Annotated in this window: 20 protein-coding genes; 11 read left to right on the forward strand and 9 right to left on the reverse strand. The window is 72.8% G+C overall.

Features of this window, described 5'->3' with window-relative positions; genetic code table 11:
- Positions 1 to 22 precede the first annotated feature (22 nt).
- Complete coding sequence (locus ACN6LM_RS04065) at positions 23 to 1,492, forward strand: hypothetical protein (RefSeq protein WP_445063873.1); 1,470 nt, start codon at positions 23 to 25, stop codon at positions 1,490 to 1,492.
- On the opposite strand, the gene ACN6LM_RS04070 is transcribed toward ACN6LM_RS04065, so the two are convergent.
- From ACN6LM_RS04070 to ACN6LM_RS04080, 3 genes are read right to left on the reverse strand one after another with little or no spacing between them, the layout of a single operon-like run.
- Entirely contained in the window at positions 1,467 to 2,705 is a 1,239-nt protein-coding gene (locus ACN6LM_RS04070; RefSeq protein ID WP_445063874.1) for a hypothetical protein, read from the reverse strand. The two genes, ACN6LM_RS04065 and ACN6LM_RS04070, sit on opposite strands and share 26 nt — an antisense overlap.
- On the reverse strand, positions 2,702 to 4,438 hold the full coding sequence (locus tag ACN6LM_RS04075) for a lipopolysaccharide biosynthesis protein (RefSeq protein WP_445063875.1): 1,737 nt from the start codon (positions 4,436 to 4,438) through the stop codon (positions 2,702 to 2,704). Before ACN6LM_RS04075 ends, ACN6LM_RS04070 begins: the two co-directional genes overlap by 4 nt.
- Positions 4,435 to 5,700: a glycosyltransferase gene (locus ACN6LM_RS04080; protein ID WP_445063876.1), complete on the reverse strand. Its 1,266-nt coding sequence runs from the start codon at positions 5,698 to 5,700 to the stop codon at positions 4,435 to 4,437. The genes ACN6LM_RS04075 and ACN6LM_RS04080 overlap by 4 nt, the downstream gene beginning before the upstream one ends.
- 152 nt (positions 5,701 to 5,852) lie before the next feature.
- On the opposite strand from ACN6LM_RS04080, the gene ACN6LM_RS04085 reads away from it, so the two are divergent.
- Positions 5,853 to 6,299 (forward strand): adenylyltransferase/cytidyltransferase family protein, encoded by a 447-nt coding sequence (locus ACN6LM_RS04085; protein ID WP_330237759.1) that lies wholly within the window; start codon positions 5,853 to 5,855, stop codon positions 6,297 to 6,299.
- Here the strand turns inward: ACN6LM_RS04085 and ACN6LM_RS04090 are convergent.
- The gene (locus ACN6LM_RS04090) at positions 6,268 to 6,999 is read right to left on the reverse strand and encodes a CDP-alcohol phosphatidyltransferase family protein (RefSeq protein WP_445063877.1); all 732 of its coding nucleotides are present in this window, start codon (positions 6,997 to 6,999) and stop codon (positions 6,268 to 6,270) included. The genes ACN6LM_RS04085 and ACN6LM_RS04090 overlap by 32 nt on opposite strands.
- 163 nt (positions 7,000 to 7,162) lie before the next feature.
- A complete protein-coding gene (locus ACN6LM_RS04095) occupies positions 7,163 to 7,849 on the reverse strand; it encodes a ribonuclease H family protein (RefSeq protein WP_445063878.1) in 687 nt (228 codons plus the stop codon).
- A 149-nt stretch (positions 7,850 to 7,998) separates the two neighbouring features.
- Between ACN6LM_RS04095 and ACN6LM_RS04100 the strand changes: the two genes are divergently transcribed.
- The 6 genes from ACN6LM_RS04100 (at position 7,999) to ligD (ending at position 11,773) form a co-directional block, all read left to right on the forward strand.
- Positions 7,999 to 8,166 (forward strand): DUF6381 family protein, encoded by a 168-nt coding sequence (locus ACN6LM_RS04100; protein ID WP_164401256.1) that lies wholly within the window; start codon positions 7,999 to 8,001, stop codon positions 8,164 to 8,166.
- Between the two features lie 143 nt (positions 8,167 to 8,309).
- Positions 8,310 to 9,044, forward strand: coding sequence for an SDR family NAD(P)-dependent oxidoreductase (locus ACN6LM_RS04105; RefSeq protein WP_445063879.1), 735 nt, complete (start codon positions 8,310 to 8,312; stop codon positions 9,042 to 9,044).
- Between the two features lie 89 nt (positions 9,045 to 9,133).
- Positions 9,134 to 9,766, forward strand: coding sequence for a class I SAM-dependent methyltransferase (locus ACN6LM_RS04110; RefSeq protein WP_445063880.1), 633 nt, complete (start codon positions 9,134 to 9,136; stop codon positions 9,764 to 9,766).
- 155 nt (positions 9,767 to 9,921) lie between these two features.
- Complete coding sequence (locus tag ACN6LM_RS04115) at positions 9,922 to 10,182, forward strand: hypothetical protein (RefSeq protein ID WP_445063881.1); 261 nt, start codon at positions 9,922 to 9,924, stop codon at positions 10,180 to 10,182.
- A 3-nt stretch (positions 10,183 to 10,185) separates the two neighbouring features.
- Positions 10,186 to 10,761 (forward strand): hypothetical protein, encoded by a 576-nt coding sequence (locus tag ACN6LM_RS04120; RefSeq protein WP_445063882.1) that lies wholly within the window; start codon positions 10,186 to 10,188, stop codon positions 10,759 to 10,761.
- Between the two features lie 43 nt (positions 10,762 to 10,804).
- On the forward strand, positions 10,805 to 11,773 hold the full coding sequence (gene ligD / locus ACN6LM_RS04125; protein WP_445063883.1) for a non-homologous end-joining DNA ligase: 969 nt from the start codon (positions 10,805 to 10,807) through the stop codon (positions 11,771 to 11,773).
- Between the two features lie 17 nt (positions 11,774 to 11,790).
- Here the strand turns inward: ligD and ACN6LM_RS04130 are convergent, their stop codons facing one another.
- Positions 11,791 to 12,540: an IclR family transcriptional regulator gene (locus ACN6LM_RS04130; RefSeq protein ID WP_445063884.1), complete on the reverse strand. Its 750-nt coding sequence runs from the start codon at positions 12,538 to 12,540 to the stop codon at positions 11,791 to 11,793.
- A 265-nt stretch (positions 12,541 to 12,805) separates the two neighbouring features.
- Between ACN6LM_RS04130 and ACN6LM_RS04135 the strand changes: the two genes are divergently transcribed.
- Together ACN6LM_RS04135 and argB are read left to right on the forward strand one after the other, a co-directional pair.
- The gene (locus ACN6LM_RS04135) at positions 12,806 to 16,180 is read left to right on the forward strand and encodes a pyruvate carboxylase (RefSeq protein WP_445063885.1); all 3,375 of its coding nucleotides are present in this window, start codon (positions 12,806 to 12,808) and stop codon (positions 16,178 to 16,180) included.
- Positions 16,181 to 16,276: 96 nt separating this feature from the next.
- Positions 16,277 to 17,119 (forward strand): acetylglutamate kinase, encoded by an 843-nt coding sequence (gene argB / locus ACN6LM_RS04140; RefSeq protein WP_445063886.1) that lies wholly within the window; start codon positions 16,277 to 16,279, stop codon positions 17,117 to 17,119.
- A 39-nt stretch (positions 17,120 to 17,158) separates the two neighbouring features.
- On the opposite strand, the gene ACN6LM_RS04145 is transcribed toward argB, so the two are convergent.
- From ACN6LM_RS04145 to ACN6LM_RS04155, 3 genes are all read right to left on the reverse strand, one after another.
- Positions 17,159 to 17,656, reverse strand: coding sequence for a GNAT family N-acetyltransferase (locus ACN6LM_RS04145; protein WP_445063887.1), 498 nt, complete (start codon positions 17,654 to 17,656; stop codon positions 17,159 to 17,161).
- Between the two features lie 78 nt (positions 17,657 to 17,734).
- Positions 17,735 to 17,947, reverse strand: coding sequence for an MbtH family protein (locus ACN6LM_RS04150; RefSeq protein ID WP_445063888.1), 213 nt, complete (start codon positions 17,945 to 17,947; stop codon positions 17,735 to 17,737).
- Positions 17,948 to 18,007: 60 nt separating this feature from the next.
- The gene (locus ACN6LM_RS04155) at positions 18,008 to 19,360 is read right to left on the reverse strand and encodes a lysine N(6)-hydroxylase/L-ornithine N(5)-oxygenase family protein (RefSeq protein WP_445063889.1); all 1,353 of its coding nucleotides are present in this window, start codon (positions 19,358 to 19,360) and stop codon (positions 18,008 to 18,010) included.
- 248 nt (positions 19,361 to 19,608) lie between these two features.
- Between ACN6LM_RS04155 and ACN6LM_RS04160 the strand changes: the two genes are divergently transcribed.
- Positions 19,609 to 20,556: a methionyl-tRNA formyltransferase gene (locus ACN6LM_RS04160; protein ID WP_164401278.1), complete on the forward strand. Its 948-nt coding sequence runs from the start codon at positions 19,609 to 19,611 to the stop codon at positions 20,554 to 20,556.
- Positions 20,557 to 20,595: the final 39 nt, after the last annotated feature.

A 20,595-nucleotide genomic window follows, 5' to 3' on the forward strand; every position in this document is an offset into this window, starting at 1 on the left:
AAGCTTCGGAGACGGGGAGTTGATGGCATCCGTGCACGAGGGCGTGCGGTCCACGCCCGCCCGCCCGCTGTCCTGGGCGATGTTGTCGCGTGCGCTGGCCGTGCCGATCGTCCTCGGCCTGGTGTGCTTCCTGCCCGCGCTGATCGCCGCCCAGCCCGGGACCGGGGTGCGGGACACCGCGTACTGGTTGCAACTCGTCCTGACCTGTTACTCGGGGGCGCGGCTCTCGACGATGATCCTGTCCACGCGGCGGCGCCTCCTCCAGGGCGTCTTCTGGATGTTCGTGTACATCGCGATGGGGGTGGCGCCGTTCGCGCAGGTGGTCATCGGCCAGACGCCGACGCCCGCGGTCGGGCCGCGCGGCGACCTGGTGACCGCCGTGGCGCTGGTGCTCGTGGGGTGCGCGGCCTTCGACCTGGGGGCGCTGCTGGCTTCACGGCGCCCGCTGCGCCGCCGCCGCACGGCGCGCGGGGACGGGCACGGTGCCACCGCCCACCCGGTGCGGCTGCGACTGCTGGTGCTGGTGGCGTTGGCGGCGAGCGGGTACTACGTGCTGAAGCTGGGCGGGCCCGCGGTCTTCTTCTCCAGCAGACAGGAGATCAGCGCGTCGGTCGCCGAGAGCGGGGTGGCGTCCGGCGAGTCGAATGTGGGCTCGGCGTTCCTGAAGGGCTTCGGCACCGTTCCCGCGCTGCTGGCGCTGCTGTTCTACACGCGCAGGCTGGTGACCTCGCGCCGGGCCAGGCGTTCGCCCTCCACCGTACTGGTGTGGTGCGCGCTGGCCGTCGTCAACCTGATCGTCAACAATCCGGTGTCCAACGCGCGTTACTGGTTCCTGACGGTGCTGGTCTCGCTGCTGTTCACGGCGTTTCCGCGCAGTGCGGCGATGTACCGCTCGGTGCTGGCGCTCGGGGTGATCGGGGCGCTGGTGCTGTTCCCGTACGCGGACCGGTTCCGGTACGACGACGAGGGGTACCGGCCGGTCCAGTCGTCGTCGGTGTTCGAGCCGCTGGCCACGAAGGACTACGACCAGACGGTGATGTTCGCCAATACGGTCACCTGGGTCGGTACCCGTGGGCACACCTACGGGCGGCAGCTGGCGGGGTCCGCGTTCTTCTTCGTGCCGAGGGCGGTGTGGAGCGGGAAGCCGGAGGACACCGGGGTGCGCGTCGGGCAGTGGATGGGGATGAACATGACCAACCTCTCCGCACCGCTGTGGGCGGAGCTGTGGGTCGACTTCGGGGTGGTGGGCCTGGTCGGCGGGCTGGCGCTGACGGGGTACGGGGCCGCGCGCACCGACCGGCGTTACGCGCGGGCGGTCTCACGGGACGGGCCGGGCCCCGGCAGTGTGCTGGCGATCGCGGCACCGCTGGTCGCCGGGTACACCTTCATCCTGCTGCGCGGTCCGTTGTTGCAGGCGGCGGGGAAGCTGGCGATCGTGGCCCTGTGTCTGGCGCTGGTGACGAGTTTCAGGTCCGGGCGGCGTCCGCGCTGATCCGCCCCGGTGCCCGCGCGCCCGACCGGTTCAGCCGGACCACCCGGGTCCAGGTCGCGACGGCCTTGCAGACGGAACCCAGGCAGAGGCCCCAGGCCGCCCCGGTCACCCCGCCGATCGCGTAGCCGGTGGCGAGGAAGGCGACCGCGGCGAGCGAGAACACCACCTGGATCGAGAGCGTGGAGCGCGGGTCGAGGAGCCGGAGTGCCAGCAGTCCGCAGGTGCCGGCGGCCATCGCCGCGTACTGGCTGCCGGTGGCCGGGAGGAGCGCCGCCGCCGTGGGCCAGGTCGCGCCGAGCAGGTGGCGGCCCACGGAGCCGGGCAGCAGGGCGAGGACGGTGGCCCAGGAGGCCGCCGTCAGGGCCAGGACGCCGGCCAGCGCGGCCGTCGCGCGCACCCGGAGCCGGTCGGTCGCGAGCCGCCCGAGGAGCGGGGGGCCGAAGCCGGTGGCGGAGGTGAACAGCACGTTGAGCGGGCCGAAGAGCGTGGTGGCGCCGCGCAGGGCGCCGACGACGAGCGGGTTGCCGACGGCGCCGAGGCCGAGCACGGAGAGCTGGGAGGTGGCGTTGCCCACGCCGAACTCGACCACGAACCGCCGGCCGAGGTGCCCCTTCGCGAGCATCGGCCTCAGCGCCACCGGGGCCCCCCTGGTCCTGCGGTGCAGGGCGACCGCCGACAGCAGCAGCGCGGGGAGCGCGGAGAGTCCCCAGACGGCGACCAGCCGGGCGGCCGGCGCCCCGTGCGGCTGTACGGCCAGGGCGCCGATGACGCAGACCAGCCGGAGGGTGTCGGCGGCCAGGGCCAGATGCTGGGCGTGCAGCGTGGCGAAGGCGTAACGGGCGATGTCCTGCCCCAGCACCACCGGCAGCACCAGGCCCAGCGTCATCAGGGCCCGTGCCGTGGAGCCGGGCAGCGCCACGCAGACGGCGGCGAGCAGAGCGCCGAGGGCGGTGGCGGCGAGCAGGGTGAGGCAGAGGGCGGACCGGCAGGCGCCCCGGGTGTCCTCGCCGCCGCCCCTGCGCAGCACGAGCGGCTGCCCCGTGAAGGCGCCGGAGACGCCGAGCAGCACGGTGAAGACGAGGTAGACGGCGGAGAAGCGGGCGAAGCCGGCCACGGTCGAGAGCCGGGCGGCCGCCACCAGCACCAGGATGTTGGTGAGGGCCGCCACCCCCTGGTCCGCGACCGAGCAGACGATCGCGGTACGGGCTCTCATCGATGTCCGGCGGCGCTGTTGTGGCCGTCGCGTCCGTGGCCGCCGTCCACGGTGCGCAGTCCCAGCGTCTCGGCGGGGTCGCCGGTGCGGCCGGCCACATCGGGGTCGCCGTACCTGCCGGCCGGGGCCGTGGGCCCCTGTCCCGAGGGGCGGTGTCCCGGAAGCCGGTCACCGCCGGACTTCCCGCGGACCCGCCGGTCCCGCCGGCCGTGGCCGGGGTGGAGCAGGGTGCCGAGGACGGAGCCGCCCGCCGCGCCGATGATCTCGCGGATGCGTTCGAGGTCGCTGCGGTGCACCTCGCGCGGTTGGCAGACGATGACGACGCCTTCGACGCGGTCGACGAGTGCGACGGCGTCCGCGTACGACAGGACGGGCGGGGCGAGCACGATGACGACCGCTCCGGGCCTGCCCCCCTCGGCGATGATGCGGCTGACGGGGGCGGAGGTCAGGGCGCGCGGCACGTTGTCGGTGCGGCGCCCCGCGACCAGGGTGAACGCGCCCGACCCCGGAACGTCGACGTTGGCCCGGCTGTCGGACGGCCAGCCCCGGTCCTGGCTGCCCGTCGCCCAGCGGGGGCTGCGGCCCGGGTGGGCGGCGCCGAGGTCGGCGGCCAGGGACGGGGTCCGCAGGTCGGCCTCGAACAGCAGGACGTCGCGGCCCATCTCGGCGAAGGCGGCGGCCAGGTTGGCGGCGGCGGCCCGCGCCATGTCGTTGTCGCCCCGGGGCGCGGTGACCAGGAGGCGGCGGCGTTCCGCGAAGGACGGGTCGTAGGCGAGCCGGAAGGCGACCGCCCGGTACTCCTCGGCGAGCCTGCTGCCGGGGCGGCCGATCGCGAGGAGGGTGCCGGCGGTCGAGCGTTCCCTGGGCAGGGTGCCGAGCAGGGGCGCGCCCAGGGAGCGGACGAGTTCCCGGGTGGAGCGGACCGCCGGATCGAAGACCAGGCGCACCCAGGACATCAGCAGCCCGAGGGCGAGTCCGACGACGCCGCCGAGTCCGAGGAGGAGCGGCAGCCCCGCCCCGGTGGGGTGCTGCGGAGCGACGGGCTTCTTGTTGAGGTAGCCGGGCGTGGTGTCCAGGGCGCGGAGTTCGGAGATCTTCTGGTTGAGCCCGGAGATGGCGACGATGAGGTTGGCGCGTGCGCTGGTGACGTCGTCGCCGCTGGTGCCGGTCTCCTGCTCGGCGAGCCGGTCGCGCTGTTCGGTGAGGGGTTTGAGCTGGGCGCGGTAGCCGTCGATCATGTTGTCGATGCTGTCCTCGGTGCGCTCCCGGCGTATCTCCAGGTACGCCTCGGCGAGGGCTTCGGCCCTGGCCCTGGCCCGCTCGGGGGTGCGGCCGGTGTAGGCGAACTTGAGGACGAGGGTGTTGGGCGGGTTGGTGACCTGGAGTCCGGAGAGCAGTGCGCCGACCTCGACGGTGTCGCCCTGTTTCGCGAGCGTACCGGCCGCGATGGTGCCCACGGCGTCACTGACGGCGGTCTGGCGTTCGGAGCCGATGTTGATCCCCTTGTCGGCGGAGGCGCCGGCGGCGAAGGGGTCGGAGGTGGCGGAGCGTACGGACACCTCGCCGGTGGCCGCGTAGGTGTCGTCGCCGCTCAGAGCGAGCCAGCCGCTGCCGAGGAGGCCGAGGAGCACACCGGTGACGAGGAGCGCGCGGTAGCGCAGGAGCTGGCGGAACTGGTCCCGGAGCAGGGCGGGTTCGTCCTGCTCGTCCAGGGTGCGGATCGGCTCGGTCATCGGCGTGGCCCTTCCCGGCCGTCCCGCAGGGCCTCGGTGAGCAGGGCGTCGAAACGGGCCAGCGCCGCTTCCCGGCCCAGGTGGCGGGCCACGTAGCGCGGCCCGTGGGCGCCGAGGGCGTCGGCCTCGGCGGGTGACTCGACCAGTTTGCGGACGGCGCCGAGCACGGCTGCCGGGTCCTCGGGCGCGACGAGGAGCCCGGCGCCGGAGCGCCGCACCTCGTCGGCGGTTCCGCCCTCCTCGGCCACCGAGGCGACGACGGGGCGTCCCGACACGAAGTACGAGGTGAGCTTGGACGGCACGCTCATGTCGAGCACCGAGGCGCGCTGGGTGACGGCGAGGACGTCGGCGGAGGCCAGGATGTCGGTGAACTCGTCCGCGCCGGCCGGGGGCAGGAAGTCGAGGTTGGGCAGCCCCGTGGCCCGGGCGCGGAGGGCCTCGCGCTGATTGCCGTCGCCCATCAGGACGATCCGGATCCCGGGGGCGAGGCGGGCCGCGTCGACCAGGACCTCCAGGCCCTGTTTGAGTCCCATGTTGCCGGAGTGCAGGACGACGGGTGTGTCCTCGCGCCAGCCGAGCCGGGCCCTGGTCGCGGAGCGGTCGGCCGAAGGGGTGTGCACATGGCTCCAGTTGGGGACGGTGCGGATGCGCCCGGGGTCCACCCCGTAGGCGGTGACGCGGGGGACGAAGCTCTCGTGGATGACGCCGACGAGGGTCGCGGCGCGCAGCGCGAACCGCTCGGCCTTCGAGGCGAGGGCCGCCGCCCTGTCCCCGCCGCGGATGCCGCTCTGGGCCGCGGCGGCGCCCATCAGGTCCTGGACGACGGGTATGTACGGCACCCGGTGGCGTCGCGCGAGGCGGGCGCCGATGACCCCGCCGGCGAGGCTGGGCATCTGGGAGACCACCGCGTCGGGCCGGACGGCGGGCGGCGCGAGGAGGCCGTGCGCGAGGACGCTGCCCTCGAAGGCGGCTCGGCGCACCGCGCTCTGGCGGGGCGGCACGTAGTGGCGCCTGCGGTGCACGGTGACGCCCGCACGCCGTTCCTCGGTGCGCCACACGCCCCGGTACGCGGCGTCGGTCCGCCAGGCCGGGTAGTGCGGCATGCCCGTGAGCACGTGGGTGTCGGCGCCGGAGGCGGCCCAGTGCTCGGCGAGCTGGGCGGCGTACGGGCCGATGCCGGTCAGCTCCGGTGCGTAGTTGGTGGAGACCACCAGCAGGCGGCGGTGCTCGAACGGTCTGCGGTGCTGCTCTTCGTCTGCCATCGGGCGATCGCCTTCCCCCCGGAGCCGTCTGTGTTCCACCGAGGAACAGCCCCAAAAGCGAGCTTATCCGTTCATGAGATGCGCAAGTGGTCTTCACAGTAAGGTCGTTGGACTATCGCGGACATCGCGTTCACCGTGGGGGGAGAGAACGGATGGTGCACAGGGTCGGTTACGCGCCGGGGGTCTACGACCTGTTCCATGTGGGACACCTCAATATCCTTCGTCATGCGCGCAGCCAGTGCGACTACCTGGTGGCGGGAGTGGTCTCCGACGAGATGGCCACGCTCGCCAAGGGACACCGCCCGGTGATCCCGCTCCCGGAACGGCTGGAGATCGTGCGGAGCGTGCGGTACGTGGACGCCGCCTTCGTGGAGACGGTGCCGGAGAAGGTCGAGACCTGGCAGCAGGTCAGGTTCGACGTCATCTTCAAGGGAGACGACTGGCGGGACACCGACAGGGGCAGGAAGCTCGAACGCGACTTCGCCGAGGTGGGCGTGGAGGTGGTGTACTTCCCGTACACCGTGCACACCTCCAGCACCCAGTTGCGCCGGGCTCTGGACACGCTCGTCAGTGCGCCCGGAGCGCTTTCAGCTCCCTGAACCACTTGCCCAGGAAGAGGACGAGGAACAGCGCGTGCGCGGCGGCGAGTACGGCGTACCCGATCCGGAACGCCGTTTCGTCGGCCAGCAGCAGGAAGACCAGGCAGAACACCCCGTAGTCGGCGGGCAGCAGCGCCACGGCCCGCAGCCGGGACGGCGGCGCGGCTGGTCCGGCCCCCCGGGCGGTGCCGTGCGCCGCCGCCCTGCCGAGCTGTTCGCGCAGCAGCCCGGCGCAGAAGGTCAGCACGGCGACGAACAGGAAGCCGAGCGGCAGCAGCAGCCAGCCGTCGCCGGGCAGGTCGAAGTACCGGTGGAACGCGATCAGCACGGCGGTGTGGACGAGGATCATCTTGGCGCAGTCGACCACATGGTCCAGCCATTCGCCGTCGGGCCCCCCGCGCCCCGTCAGCCGGGCGAGCTGCCCGTCGGCCGAGTCGAGGGCGAAGCCCACGGCGAGACCGAGGTACACCAGGACCGCGGGCCAGGGCCCCGGGCGCACCAGCGCCACGCAGGCGATCGCGGCGAAAGTGAACACCGCGCTGGTCAGGGTGACCTGATTGGGCGTCATGCCGAGCCGGTACGCGCCGGCGGCGAAGATCCGGCCGGCCGGGCGGTTCAGGTACCGCGAGTAGAGCGACACCCCCTTGGCCGTCTTCTGCGCCCCGCGCAGCCGGCCGAGCACCGTCGTCGTGGTTTCCATGCGCCCCCCAGCGTCCCGGTGTCGCCACCGCTCCCCCGGCGGCGCTCCCCGCGCGCCGCCGGAGCCGCATCATGGCACGGGGAGGTGCGCCGCGCGGGAAGATCGCCCCATCCGGTGGGCCTGCGTGAGCTGTCGGCAGCTGACGGCCGCCCGGAGCGGTTGCTCAGGCGGAGGCGGTGCGGCACTCCGGGTGGCCCCAGCCGTGGTCGTTCTTCGCGATCATGTCCTTGGCCGCGTACGGCCGTCCGCAGTGGCAGCGGCCGGCGAACTTGGCCCGGATGGTGGCCCCGCTCCCCGTCTTGCGCGGAGCGGTCCGCTGGGCCGTCGCACCGGTGCGGCGGCCCTCGGTGGCGCGGGAGGGCGCAGGTACGGGGGTGGCCGAGCCGTGCGCGGTGCCGGCGGCGCTCTGGGTGACGGCGACCTCGCTGGCGGCCTGGTCCGCGAGCGCGTTGAGCGGGTCCCCGTCCACCTGGTGGGCGGGGACGTAGACGAAGCTCACGGCGCGCCCGGTGAGGAGTGCGTCGATCCGGGTCACCAGGTCGCGGTTGGCGACGGGCTTGCCGGCCGAGGTCTTCCAGCCGTTGCGCTTCCAGCCGGGCAGCCACTTGGTGACCGCGTTCATCGCGTACTGCGAGTCCATCCGGACCTCGAGCGCCACGGCGGGGTCCACGGACTCCAGGAGCTCCTGGAGGGCGGTGAGCTCGGCGACGTTGTTGGTGGCGGTGCCGAGCGGCCCCGCCTCCCACCGCTGGGGACGCCCCTCGGCGTCGGCCACCACATAGGCCCAGGCGGCCGGCCCCGGATTACCCTTCGACGCCCCGTCACACGCGGCGATCATGCGCTCGTTCATACCCTCGATCATGCCAGCGCCGGGGGACGGTTCCGTCCCCCCGCCCCCCACCTGCGGTCTTCACGGTGCGTGATGCTTCGGCGTGCGATGGTGACGGCCCGCTGCTTCTCTGAAGGGGCCCGCTCTCCCCTACGTCCCGAGGAGTGACGATGAGCGTTGCACGAGAGGTGAACCGCGCCCAGCAGATGCGCGAGAAGGCGCGCCACCTGACCGAGGCCGCGGAGCGCACCAGCGACCCGGAGCAGCGCCGAAGGCTCCAGGAGAAGGCACGCAAGCTCCAGGAGCAGAGCGAGCGGCCGGACGGCCTGCCCGTGTGAGAGCGGGGCGCACAGACCGGTGGACTGTCACCCTTCCATGAGTGGGTGGCAGTCCACCGCCGCGTTCCGACCCCCTCCGGGACGGATGATCACCCCCGCCTACGATGGCTCCGCACGCGAGTACGAGGAAAGTGGGGCCTGCCATGAACGGTCAACCCGTCACCGTCGTCACCGGAGGAAGCCGCGGCATCGGTGCGGCGGTCTGCGTCCGGCTGGCGGGTCAGGGCCATGACATCGCACTGGCCTACCGTTCGGACGCCGACGCTGCGGAGCAGGTCGCCGAGGCGGTACGCGGGACGGGCCGGCGCTGCGTGACGGTCCGGGTGGACACGGCGGACGAGACGGACGTGGACCGCCTCTTCGACACCGCGGCCGCGGAGCTGGGCCCGGTCACCGGCCTGGTCAACAACGCGGGGATGAGCGGCCCGGTCGGCCCGCTGGCCGAGGCCGACGCGGCGGGCATGCGGCGCGCCCTGGAGGTCAACGTCCTCGGCTACCTGCTCTGCGCGCGCCGCGCGGTGCGGGACATGACGCGGACGGGCGGCGGGGCGATCGTCAACGTGTCGTCGGCCGCCGCCACGCTGGGCAGCCCCGGCGAGTACGTGCACTACGCCGCCGCCAAGGGGGCCGTCGACACGATGACCGTCGGCCTGTCCAAGGAGGTCGGCCCGTCCGGCATCCGCGTCAACGCGGTCGCCCCCGGCGTCATCCGTACCGGCTTCCACGCCGACCCGGCCCGCCCCGACAAGCTCGGCCCCGGCACCCCGCTCGGCCGCCCCGGCGAACCGGACGAGATCGCGGGCGCCATCGCCTGGCTGCTCTCCCCGGACGCCTCGTACGCGACGGGGACGGTGCTCCGGGTGGCGGGCGGGCGCTGAGGCGCGGCGCACCGGATTACGGCTGTTCCGCGGCGGGGGTGCGCCTGTTGCAGTAGAAGTGGGTGCACCGGAACAGGAAGGGGCCTGCCATGTCAGCGGGACGAGGTCACACCGCCGCAGCCGTGTTCGACGCTCTCGGCACCGATTACGAGGCGGCGTTCGCCGCCTCGGCCACGCACCGCGCCTCGCTGGAACGGCTTCTGGGGGTGCTGCCGCCGCACGGGCGCGTACTGGACGTGGGCAGCGGTACGGGCAGGCCGACGGCGCAGACCCTCGTGGACGCCGGGCACGAGGTACTGGGGGTCGACGTCTCGCCGGTGATGGTGGACATCGCCTCGCGCCAGGTGCCGGGGGCGGAGTTCCGCTGCGCCGACATCCGTACGCTCCCGCTGGAGGACGACTCCTTCGACGCGGTGTGCCTGTACTTCGCGCTGCTGCAGATGGAACGCGGGGACCAGGCCGACGTGCTGCGCCTGGCCGCGCGGGTGCTGCGGCCGGGGGGCCATCTGGCCGTGGCGACGGTGCCGTTCGACGTGGAGGGCGTCAGCGGCACGTTCATGGGGCAGCCGGTCCAGGTGACCAGCTTCGGCGAGGACGCGTTCGCCGCGCTGGTGGAGGACGCCGGGTTCACCGTCCTGTCCCGGGAGAGCACGATGTTCGTGCCCGCCATCCCGGCCGCCGTGCCCGAACCGCAGATGTTCCTGCTCGCCCGGGTGCGCTGAGCGGGGCCGTACGCCGTCGTCGCGGGCCCGGCGGAAATGCCGTGCGGTCCCGACCGGCCGACAATGAGTTGGCCGACCCGCCGCGGGTACCCGGGCACCGCGAGGCTACCGATGCCCCGCCGCCTGCCCGCGGGGACGACGACGGAGGATCTTCCATGACGGACCGCAGACCAGAGGGCCCTGTCCACGAGGGCGCGTCCCCGAGCCCCCCTCCGGTGCCCGCGGACATGCCCGACCAGCAGGTCCAGGAGGGCGAGGACCCGATGGACGTGCCGGCCCCGCCACCCGCCGGGCACGAGGGGGACGACGGCCGGAACGACCTGCCCGACCCCGACGAGTCCGGGTCGGGGCGCGGCGCCGCCCGCAATGCCGGAGTGCACCCGGAGCATCCGGTGCCGGACGAGTCACCGGGCTGAGCCGTGCCCCGTGAGCGCCGGGCCGCCCGGCGCGTCTTGGCGCTCGCGGTGGCCCCGTGCCTCGCCCTGGCGCTCGCCGCCCCGGCTGTCCGCGCGGACACCGGGGCGGGGCGGACGGCCGCGTGCGACCCGGACCACGAGCGCTGCCTCGACGGCCGGCGCCTGCTGTACTGGTACGGCTACGGGCTCGGCGTCCACCCGTTCACCACGCCGGAGGCCGTACGCCGGCAGCTCACGGACAACTTCCGGCTGTTCCCGGTGAGCGGGAGCTGCCCGGGCCGCGTCCGTACGGGCGACACCTGCGATCTGCTCGGCGGCAATCCGGTGCGCGTGGAGTCCGCCGCCGGCGACCACCTCCAGATCGCCACGCTCCCCGGACACGACCTGGGCGTCGGACTGCACATCCGGTTCACCTTCACCCGCTCGCTCGGCTTCCACTACCTGGACGTCGCCGCGTGGCAGGACCGGGAGACGGACTGCACCCGGAACGTGCTCTGCGGCGCGGCGAGCCGCGCGGGCGCCTGGGCGTTGTGGCGGGTTCTCGCGGGCACGCTGACCTTGTCCGCCTGGGCGGCGTGAGCTCGGACTGCGAGGAGCGGCCGGCCGTTCGACCATGGAGGCTATGGCCCCCACCCCCGCCGACGCGTCCGGGGCACCCCTGTGGATCGCACCGATGCTGGCCGTGCCCGGCCCGCTCCCCGTACCGGACACGGAGTGGGCCTTCGAGGCGAAGTGGGACGGAGCCCGGTGCGTCGTCGCGACGCCGGGCGACGGCACCCTGCGGCTGACCTCGCGGGCGCGCAACGACGTCACACCGGCCTATCCGGAGCTGCACGCCCTCGGCGACGTCCTGCGCGGCCGCAGCGCGGTCCTGGACGGCGAGATCGTGGCGCTGGACGCGTCGGGGCAGTCCGACTTCGGGCTGCTCCAGCGCCGGATGGGCATCCTGAACGCCCGCCGCGCCGCCCGCCTGGCTCTGGACGTCCCCGCGCACCTGATGGTCTTCGACGTGATGTACCTGGACGGCCGGCCGCTGTCGGCACTGGGCTACGAGGAGCGCCGCGCGGTCCTGGCGGGGCTGCTGTCCGCGGGACCGCACTGGTCGGTTCCGTCCTATGTCCGCGGGCACGGCGGGAAGGCGTGGGAGACCGTCGTGCGCGGGGGCCTGGAGGGGGTGGTCGCCAAGCGGCTCTCCTCTCCGTACGCACCGGGTCTCCGTTCACCCGACTGGCGCAAGACCAAGCGGGTCGAGACGCTGGATGTGGTCATCGGCGGCTGGACCCAGCGCAAGGGCGCTCCCCCGGGCGTCCCCGGGGCGGTGCTGGTCGGGACGGACGACCCGGGCGGCCTGCGGTACGCGGGCTCCGTGGGGTCGGGGATGTCCGACCGGGAGCTGGGCGAGCTGAGGGAGTACCTGGAGGTGATCGCGCGTCCGGAGTCCCCGTTCACGGGGCCGGTGGACGTGGCCGGGGCGCACTGGGTGGAGCCCCGGCTCGTGGCGGAGGTCAGCGCCTCGCAGTGGACGGCGGCGGGGCGGCTGCGCCATCCGGTGTGGCAGCGGCTGCGGCCGGACCTGACCCGGCTGGACTGAAGGGCGGGGCGGGCGGGTCAGCCGGGCAGCGTGAGCCTGCGGGACACGCTGACGGCGGCCGACAGCAGTTCCTCGCGGACCTGGGAGCTCCGGTACATCCGGTCGGACCGGAAGGAGATGCCGAGGGACCCGATCCGCTCGCCGCCGTACACCGGGACCGCCACGCAGGTGGTGCCGCGTACGTACTCCTCGCGGTCCATGACCACCGGCGCGGGCGAGCCGTCGAGCTGCCGCACCAGCTCGTCCCGGTGGGTGATGGTCCGGGGGGTGAGACCGGTCAGATCGTGCCGGGAGAAGTAGTCGGCCCGTGCCTCGTCGTCCAGCTCCCTCAGCACGGTCTTGCCGAGCGCCGTGGCATGTCCGGCCTCCTCGAGACCCACCCACAGGTCCACGCGCGGGGTGCGGGCACTGTCCACGATCTCCATGACCCGGATCTCGCCGTCCACGTAGAGCGTCAGATAGGCGGCCGCCCACAGATCGTTGCGCAGGGCGGTGAGGGCGGGCCGTACCCGCGCGGGCACCGGCTGCTCGCCGGGGCCGCCGCCCGGGGCGTCGCCGGCGAGGACGTAGGTGTGGTCCTCCAGCTCCCTCAGGTAGCCGTCACCGACCAGCGGGGGCAGCAGTCCGTGCACGGTGGCCGGGGGAAGCCCCGCCTCCCGGGCCAGCTGCTGCGCGGTGGCCCCGCCCCCGTGGGCGCCCGCGGCCTCCAGCAGGCGGAGGGCGCGCCGGACGGCGGCGACGGGTTCGGGGCCGGCATGGTCGGCCATGCCCACCAGCATGGCCCCGCCGCCGGGAACCGGCAAAACGTCCGGTGCCAGGACTGCGTCCGGGGGACGTTTTGGGGCGTGACGCAAGCCATCTTTTGCCCTCGCGATCTCGGGGGAAGTCTCCGGTACGGTGTCGAAACGCTCCGCACCCGGCAGGTCACGGAGCACCTCGCCACCGCCGTACGGTCTCCGACGCGGAGCAGCGTGTCCGTGCCGTACCGCCCGTCCTCGACGCCACACACCCGCGACACGACTGGGGAGTCCGATGTTCGACAAGGTATTGGTCGCCAACCGCGGGGAGATCGCGATCCGCGCGTTCCGCGCGGCCTTCGAGCTGGGCATCTCCACGGTGGCCGTGTATCCGCACGAGGACCGCAACTCGCTGCACCGGGCCAAGGCGGACGAGGCGTACCGGATCGGTGAGCCGGGGCATCCGGTGCGGGCCTATCTGTCGGTGGACGAGGTGGTGAGGGCGGCCCGCAAGGCGGGGGCGGACGCGATCTACCCCGGTTACGGCTTCCTCTCGGAGAACCCCGACCTGGCGGCGGCGTGCGCGGAGGCCGGCATCACCTTCGTCGGCCCCCCAGCGTCGGTGCTGAACCTGACGGGCAACAAGTCGCGGGCGGTGGCGGCGGCCCGGGAGGCGGGCGTGCCGGTGCTGAAGTCCTCCGAGCCGTCCGAGGACGTGGACGCCCTGGTCGCGGCCTCGGAGGAGATCGGCTTCCCGGTCTTCGTGAAGGCGGTCGCCGGGGGCGGCGGGCGCGGCATGCGGCGGGTCGCGGAGGCCGGTGAGCTGCGCGAGGCGATCGACGCGGCGATGCGCGAGGCGCGGTCCGCGTTCGGTGACGCGACGGTGTTCCTGGAGCAGGCGGTGATCAATCCCCGCCATATCGAGGTGCAGATCCTGGCCGACGCCGAGGGCAATGTGGTGCACCTGTACGAGCGGGACTGCTCGCTCCAGCGCCGCCACCAGAAGGTGGTCGAGATCGCTCCGGCCCCGAATCTGGACCCGGAGCTGCGGGCGCGGATCTGCGCCGACGCGGTCTCCTTCGCCCGGCACATCGGGTACGTGAACGCGGGCACCGTGGAATTCCTGGTGGACGAGCGCGGCAACCACGTCTTCATCGAGATGAACCCGCGCATCCAGGTCGAGCACACCGTGACGGAGCAGGTCACCGGCCGCGACCTGGTGATCGCGCAGCTGCGCATCGCCGCGGGCATGACGCTGCCCGACCTGCGCCTGACCCAGGACACCATCACGCTCAACGGCACCGCGATGCAGTGCCGCATCACGACGGAGGACCCGGTCAACGGCTTCCGTCCGGACACCGGCACCATCTCCGCGTACCGCTCCCCCGGCGGTCCGGGTGTGCGGCTGGACGGCGGGACCGTCCACACGGGTGCGGAGGTGTCGGCGCACTTCGACTCGATGCTGGTCAAACTCACCTGCCACGGCCACGACTTCGCCAACGCGGCACGCCGTGCGCGACGGGCGATCGCCGAGTTCCGTATCCGCGGGGTGGCGACCAATCTGCCGTTCCTGGGCGCGGTGCTCGACCACCCGGAGTTCCGGGCGGGGCGCATCACGACGTCCTTCATCGACGAGCACCCGGAGCTGATCCGGGCCCGCCCCTCGGCCGACCGGGGCAGCCGGATGCTCAGCTATCTGGCGGAGACCACCGTCAACCGCCCGTACGGGTTGCGCCCTTCGGTCATCGACCCGGCGGACAAGCTGCCCGCGCTGCCGCCGGGCACGCCGCCGCCGGGTTCGCGGCAGCGCCTGGCGGAGCTGGGTCCGGAGCGCTTCGCCGCCGAGCTGCGCGCCCAGTCGGCGGTCGCGGTCACGGACACCACGTTCCGCGACGCCCATCAGTCGCTGCTCGCCACCCGGGTGCGTACCCGGGACCTGCTGGCGGTGGCGCCGCATGTGGCGCACACCGTCCCCCAGTTGCTGAGCCTGGAGTGCTGGGGCGGGGCCACCTACGACGTGGCGCTGCGGTTCCTCGCGGAGGACCCGTGGGAACGGCTGGTCAAGCTGCGTGAGGCGGTGCCCAACATCTGTACGCAGATGCTGCTGCGCGGCCGCAACACGGTGGGCTACACCCCGTACCCGACGGAGGTCACCGAGGCGTTCGTCTCGGAGGCGGCCTCGGCCGGAATGGACATCTTCCGCATCTTCGACGCGCTCAACGACGTGTCGCAGATGCGTCCGGCGATCGACGCGGTACGTGCCACGGGTACCTCGCTCGCGGAGGTGGCGTTGTGCTACACCGCCGATCTGTCGGACCCGGGCGAGACCCTGTACACGCTGGACTACTACCTGCGGCTGGCCGAGCAGATCGTGGAGGCGGGCGCCCATGTGCTCGCGATCAAGGACATGGCGGGGCTGCTGCGTCCGCCGGCCGCGCGCACCCTGGTCACCGCGTTGCGCGAGCGGTTCGACCTGCCGGTGCACCTGCACACCCATGACACGGCGGGCGGCCAGCTGGGCACGCTGATCGCCGCGATCGACGCCGGGGTGGACGCGGTGGACGCGGCCGCCGCCTCGATGGCCGGGACGACCAGCCAGCCCCCGCTGTCCGCGCTGGTGGCGGCCACGGACCACACCGAGCGGGCGACGGGCCTCTCCCTCCAGGCCGTCGGCGACCTGGAACCGTACTGGGAGGCGACCCGCAAGGTGTACGCCCCGTTCGAGTCGGGGCTCGCCTCACCGACGGGCCGGATCTACCACCACGAGATCCCGGGCGGCCAGCTCTCCAACCTGCGGCAGCAGGCCATCGCCCTGGGCCTCGGCGACCGCTTCGAGCTGATCGAGGACTGCTACGCGGCGGCCGACCGGATGCTGGGCCGGCTGGTGAAGGTGACCCCGTCCTCGAAGGTGGTCGGGGACCTGGCGCTGCACCTGGTGGGCGCCGGCGTGGAGGCGGCGGACTTCGAGTCGGACCCCGGGAAGTTCGACGTGCCGGACTCGGTGATCGGGTTCCTGCGCGGGGAGCTGGGCGACCCGCCCGGCGGCTGGCCCGAGCCGTTCCGCACCCGGGCGCTCCAGGGCCGCCCCACGAAGGCGCAGACGCCGCACCTGTCGGAGGAGGACCGCCAGGCGCTGCGCGAGTCGCCGCGCGCGACGCTGAACCGGTTGCTGTTCCCCGGCCCGACGAAGGAGTTCACCGCGCACCGCGAGGCGTACGGCGACACGTCGGTGCTGCCGACGCCGGACTTCCTGTACGGACTGGAGCCGGAGACGGAGCACCCGGTCGAGCTGGAGCCCGGGGTCACGCTGCTGTTCGAGCTGGAGGCCATCTCGGAGGCGGACGAACGCGGCTTCCGCAGCGTACTGGCCACGCTCAACGGGCAGTTGCGGCCGGTGTCGGTGCGGGACAGGTCGGTGGCGACCGAGGTGAAGGCGGCGGAGAAGGCGGACCGTTCCAACGCCGGGCATGTCGCGGCACCGTTCGCCGGGGTGGTGACGCTCCAGGTGGAGGAGGGCGCTTCCGTGTCCGCCGGGCAGACGGTCGCCACGATCGAGGCGATGAAGATGGAGGCGTCGATCACCGCCCAGTCCGCCGGTACGGTGCGCCGCCTGGCCATCGGCCGGGTCCAGCAGGTGGAGGCGGGCGACCTGCTCATCGAGATCGGCTGACCACCCGCGGGGCCGCCCGCCGGCGGAGGGGAGCTTCCTCCGCCGCCGGGCCTCTTCTTGACCAAGACCGAGCCAATTAAGGTTAGGCTAAGCTAAATGGAAGAGGATTCGGGACCGGTCGTCGTCATCAAGTTCGGCGGCAACGCCATGGTCGACGCGCAACTGCAGCAGACCTTCGCCGAGGACGTCGTGGCGTTGCGGCGCACGGGCCTGCGCCCGGTCGTCGTGCACGGCGGCGGCCCGCAGATCAGCGCCATGCTCGACCGCCTGGGACTGGAGAGCCGCTTCGAGGCGGGTCTGCGGGTGACCACGGCGGAGACCATGGACGTCGTCCGCATGGTCCTGTCCGGCCGGGTCCAGCGTGAACTGGTGGGTCACATCAACAACCACGGGCCGTACGCCGTGGGCATGACCGGCGAGGACGCGCACACCATGACGGCCGTACGGCGGCCCGTCCAGGTGGACGGCGCACCCGTGGACATCGGCCAGGTCGGGGACGTCGTGGAGGTGAACCCGGGCATGGTGCGAGCCCTCCTGACGCTGGGTCACATACCGGTGGTCTCCCCGGTGGCCCGGGGCGCGGACGGGCAGGTCTACAACGTCAACGCGGATCTCGCCGCCTCCGCGCTGGCCGTGGCGCTCGGCGCGCGGCGGCTGGTGGTCCTGACGGATGTGGCGGGCCTGTACGCGGACTGGCCGGCGAGCACCGAGGTGATCGGGCGCCTGACGGCGGACGCCCTGGACGGGCTGCTGCCGGGCCTGGCGAGCGGGATGCTGCCCAAGATGGAGGGCTGCCTGCGGGCGGTACGGGGCGGGGTCGGCCGGGCGGATGTACTGGACGGCCGGGTGCCGCACGCGGTGCTGCGGAGCGTCCTCGGAGGGGACGGCGGGGGCACGACGGTGGTGCCGGACGAGGACCACGTCGTGAGCCCTGCCTGACACGTGAGGGGGGCACGGGGCCCCTCGGCGCCCCCGTTCTCAGAGGGGGCGGCCCAGGACCAGCGCGTTGCGCCGGGGGTCCAGGGATTCGGCCCAGGCGCGCGGCGCCTGACGGGCCGTCACGGGCGTGAAGCCGTACCGGCGGAACAGCCGGCCGTCCCCCGTGGTCGCGGTGAAGAGGGCGCCGAGCGCCTGGGTGCGGCCCAGGGCCAGTGCGGTCCGCAGGAGGGCGCCGCCGACCCCGCGCCCCTGCCGGTGCCCGGCCACGCAGAAGTTGTACAGGACGCCCGCGTGGCCCCCGTCCTCCTCGTACACCCGCAGGCCCACGCAGCCCTCGATCCGGCCGTCGGACCCGACGGCCACGAGGAATTCGGCGGCGCGGGCCGCGTAGAGGGAGTCGGGGCGTGCACGCAGGGCGCCCGAGCGGGCGAACGGCCGGGACAGCCCGGCGAGCGCGGCGGTGTCGCCGGGCCCGGCGGTCCGGACGCGCGGGAGGGGCGGAGACAGTGGGGCGGGGCGCGGTGCGGCCGTGGTCAAAGCGGTCCCTCTTCGGTTTCCGGGACACGGGTACGCGCCCCGGCGGTTCGGCCCGCCGGAGCGCGCCGGAGGCTGAGGTCAGGCGTCCATCGATGCCGCGAGGGACCGGGGCCGCAGGTCGGTCCAGTGGGCCTCGACGTACTCCAGGCAGGCGTCCCGGGTGTTCTCCTCGAACGCGACGGTCCATCCGGCCGGCACGTCCGCGAAGGACGGCCAGAGGGAGTGCTGGCCCTCGCCGTTCACCAGGACCAGGAAGCGGCCTTCGGGGTCGTCGAACGGATTGGTGCTCATGCGGGTGATGCCTCCTCGGCGGGGTGTGCGTCGGTTCAGGTGGGACTTTCGGGACAGCCCTCAGCGGGCGCCGCCGGTTCCTTCGGCGAGTGAGCGGGCCTCGTCCGGCGTGGACTTCACGCTCCGGTCCAGCAGCGAGTCCAGGATCTCGCCGACCCGGATCGCGGTGTTGGAGAGCAGCGCCGAGGTGATGCCGTGAGTGTGCTCCGTACCGCCCTGGAGGTAGATACCGCAGTTCAGCGCGGCGTCGGTGGCGATGCGGTAGTCACGCTCGACGCGGACCCGGCCCGCCTCGTCGCGCAGGCAGTACTCGGCGGCCTCGCCCAGGAGGCCCAGGGGGTCGGCCGGGCTGTAACCGGTGGCGAACACCACGACGTCCGCGTCGAGCACGGTCTCCTCACCGGTGACGAGGGACTTCACGGTGGCGCGCACCTTGTCCGGGGTCTCCACGGCCTCGGTGAGGCGGGACACGTTGAGGAAGCGCAGCCGCTCGGTGCCGAGCACCTTCTCCTGGTACATCTGCCGGTACAGCTCATCGATCAAGTCGATGTCGACCACGGAGTAGTTGGTGTTCCCGTGGTAGTCCATCAGCCGGCGCTTGACGCTCTCGGGCGCCTCGTAGAACTCGTCCACCGCGTCCGGGTCGAAGATCTTGTTGGCGAAGCCGCTGTCGTCGGCCGGGCTGTAGCCGTAGCGGGTGAAGACGGCGCATATCTCGGCGCCGGGGAAGCGGCGGTGCAGATAGGCGACGTTCTCGGCAGCACTCTGCCCGGCGCCGACGACGACGAAGCGGGAGGGCGATGTGCCGTCCAGTTCGCCCACTCGGCTCAGCAGTTCGGAGTTGTGCCAGACGCGGTCGCCGCGCTCGACGCCCTCGGGCATCAGCGGGCGCAGGCCCGTACCGATGACCAGGTTGCGGGCGCGGTGGACCGTGAGCCCCTCCCCCGACCGGACGGTGACGTCCAGGTGCTCGACGACGCCGTCCTCGACCACCTGGGTCACCCCGACGACCTCGTGGTCGTAGGAGACGAGGTCGTCCACCTGGGAGGCGGCCCACTCGAAGTAGTCGTGGAACTCGACCCGCAGCGGGAAGAGGTTCTTGTGGTTGATGAAGTCGATCAGGCGCCCCTTGCTCTTGAGGTAGCAGAGGAAGCTGAACTCACTGGCCGGGTTGCGGAGTGTCACCAGGTCCTTGAGGAACGAGACCTGCATGGTGGCGTCGTCGATGAGCATGCCCCGGTGCCAGCCGAAGGCCGGTTGCTGCTCGAAGAACTGGGCCGTCACCGCTTCCCGCGTCCCGGAGCGCGCGTTGTGCTCGCTGATCGCGATCGCCATGGCCACATTGGACGGCCCGAAGCCGATGCCAATGAGGTCGTGGACCGGTGCTGCGTCGCCAGGACGAGCCTGTGACATGTCACTCCCATCGTGCGGGGAAGCCGCCTGTCGGATGCGGGGGAACGGGCGAAGGACGGGCACGCCGAGACGACGACCCGATGAACTTAGGTGAGCCTAAGCTAATTCGCCAACGCTTGTCGATAGGTGCGATTCGGACACCTCCGGCCCCGGGCGGCCCCAACTGGGGCACCCCGCACCTCCGTTGCAAGATAAGGTTAGCCTTGCTTTACTAACCAGGTTCTGTTTCTACGTGGAGGAGGAACCCCATGCGGGTCGTCATGTTCGGTTACCAGACCTGGGGGCACCGCACCCTGCAAGCCCTCCTGGACTCCGAGCACGACGTGGTGCTGGTCGTCACCCACCCCAGGAGCGAGCACGCCTACGAGAAGATCTGGAGCGACTCCGTCGCCGATCTCGCCGAGGAGCACGGCGTCCCGGTCCTCATCCGCAACCGTCCGGACGACGACGAGCTGTACGAGCGCCTGAAGGCGGCCGACCCCGATGTCATCGTGGCCAACAACTGGCGTACGTGGATCCCGCCGCGCATCTTCGCGCTCCCCCGCCGGGGCACCCTGAACGTGCACGACTCACTGCTGCCGAAGTACGCGGGCTTCTCGCCGCTCATCTGGGCCCTCATCAACGGCGAGAGCGAGGTGGGCGTGACCGCGCACATGATGAACGACGAGCTGGACGCCGGCGACATCGTGCGGCAGGAGTCCGTCCCGGTCGGCCCCCGGGACACCGCCACCGACCTCTTCCACAAGACCGTGGACCTCATCGCCCCCGTCACGACCAAGGCCCTGGCCCTGATCGCGGACGGACAGACGGAGTTCACCCCCCAGGACCGCTCGCAGGCCACGTTCTTCCACAAGCGCGCAGAGGAGGACATCCGGATCGACTGGACCTGGCCGGCCGAGGACCTGGAACGCCTGGTTCGGGCCCAGTCCGCCCCGTACCCCAGCGCCTTCGCCTTCCACCGGGGCAAGCGGATCGAGATCCTGGCCGCCGTGGTCTCCGAGGGGCGCTACGGCGGAACGCCCGGCCGGATCTTCTACCGCGAGGGCGAGGGCGTGGTCATCGTCGCCGGCGCCGACGCCCGCACCGGCCGCAACCACGGGCTGGCCGTCACCCGGGTCCGCACCGAGGACGGCCGCGAACTGCCCGCGACGGAGTACTTCACCTCCATGGGCGGCTACCTGACCAGCCGCCCCTGACTCCCGCACGAGTGCGCCCCCGGACCTCGGATCAGCCGA

This window comes from Streptomyces sp. SAS_281, from assembly GCF_052542855.1.

Bases quoted from the DNA above. Each gene is read 5' to 3' on its own strand.
- ACN6LM_RS04105 (WP_445063879.1), top strand. From the start codon at position 8,310: ATGAACGGTCAACCCGTCACCGTCGTCACCGGAGGAAGCCGCGGCATC.
- ACN6LM_RS04070 (WP_445063874.1), bottom strand. From the start codon at position 2,705: ATGAGAGCCCGTACCGCGATCGTCTGCTCGGTCGCGGACCAGGGGGTG.
- ACN6LM_RS04110 (WP_445063880.1), top strand. From the start codon at position 9,134: ATGTCAGCGGGACGAGGTCACACCGCCGCAGCCGTGTTCGACGCTCTC.
- ligD (WP_445063883.1), top strand. From the start codon at position 10,805: ATGGCCCCCACCCCCGCCGACGCGTCCGGGGCACCCCTGTGGATCGCA.
- argB (WP_445063886.1), top strand. From the start codon at position 16,277: ATGGAAGAGGATTCGGGACCGGTCGTCGTCATCAAGTTCGGCGGCAAC.
- ACN6LM_RS04130 (WP_445063884.1), bottom strand. From the start codon at position 12,540: ATGGCCGACCATGCCGGCCCCGAACCCGTCGCCGCCGTCCGGCGCGCC.
- ACN6LM_RS04075 (WP_445063875.1), bottom strand. From the start codon at position 4,438: ATGACCGAGCCGATCCGCACCCTGGACGAGCAGGACGAACCCGCCCTG.
- ACN6LM_RS04065 (WP_445063873.1), top strand. From the start codon at position 23: ATGGCATCCGTGCACGAGGGCGTGCGGTCCACGCCCGCCCGCCCGCTG.
- ACN6LM_RS04100 (WP_164401256.1), top strand. From the start codon at position 7,999: ATGAGCGTTGCACGAGAGGTGAACCGCGCCCAGCAGATGCGCGAGAAG.
- ACN6LM_RS04115 (WP_445063881.1), top strand. From the start codon at position 9,922: ATGACGGACCGCAGACCAGAGGGCCCTGTCCACGAGGGCGCGTCCCCG.
- ACN6LM_RS04090 (WP_445063877.1), bottom strand. From the start codon at position 6,999: ATGGAAACCACGACGACGGTGCTCGGCCGGCTGCGCGGGGCGCAGAAG.
- ACN6LM_RS04085 (WP_330237759.1), top strand. From the start codon at position 5,853: ATGGTGCACAGGGTCGGTTACGCGCCGGGGGTCTACGACCTGTTCCAT.
- ACN6LM_RS04135 (WP_445063885.1), top strand. From the start codon at position 12,806: ATGTTCGACAAGGTATTGGTCGCCAACCGCGGGGAGATCGCGATCCGC.
- ACN6LM_RS04150 (WP_445063888.1), bottom strand. From the start codon at position 17,947: ATGAGCACCAATCCGTTCGACGACCCCGAAGGCCGCTTCCTGGTCCTG.
- ACN6LM_RS04080 (WP_445063876.1), bottom strand. From the start codon at position 5,700: ATGGCAGACGAAGAGCAGCACCGCAGACCGTTCGAGCACCGCCGCCTG.
- ACN6LM_RS04155 (WP_445063889.1), bottom strand. From the start codon at position 19,360: ATGTCACAGGCTCGTCCTGGCGACGCAGCACCGGTCCACGACCTCATT.
- ACN6LM_RS04095 (WP_445063878.1), bottom strand. From the start codon at position 7,849: ATGAACGAGCGCATGATCGCCGCGTGTGACGGGGCGTCGAAGGGTAAT.
- ACN6LM_RS04160 (WP_164401278.1), top strand. From the start codon at position 19,609: ATGCGGGTCGTCATGTTCGGTTACCAGACCTGGGGGCACCGCACCCTG.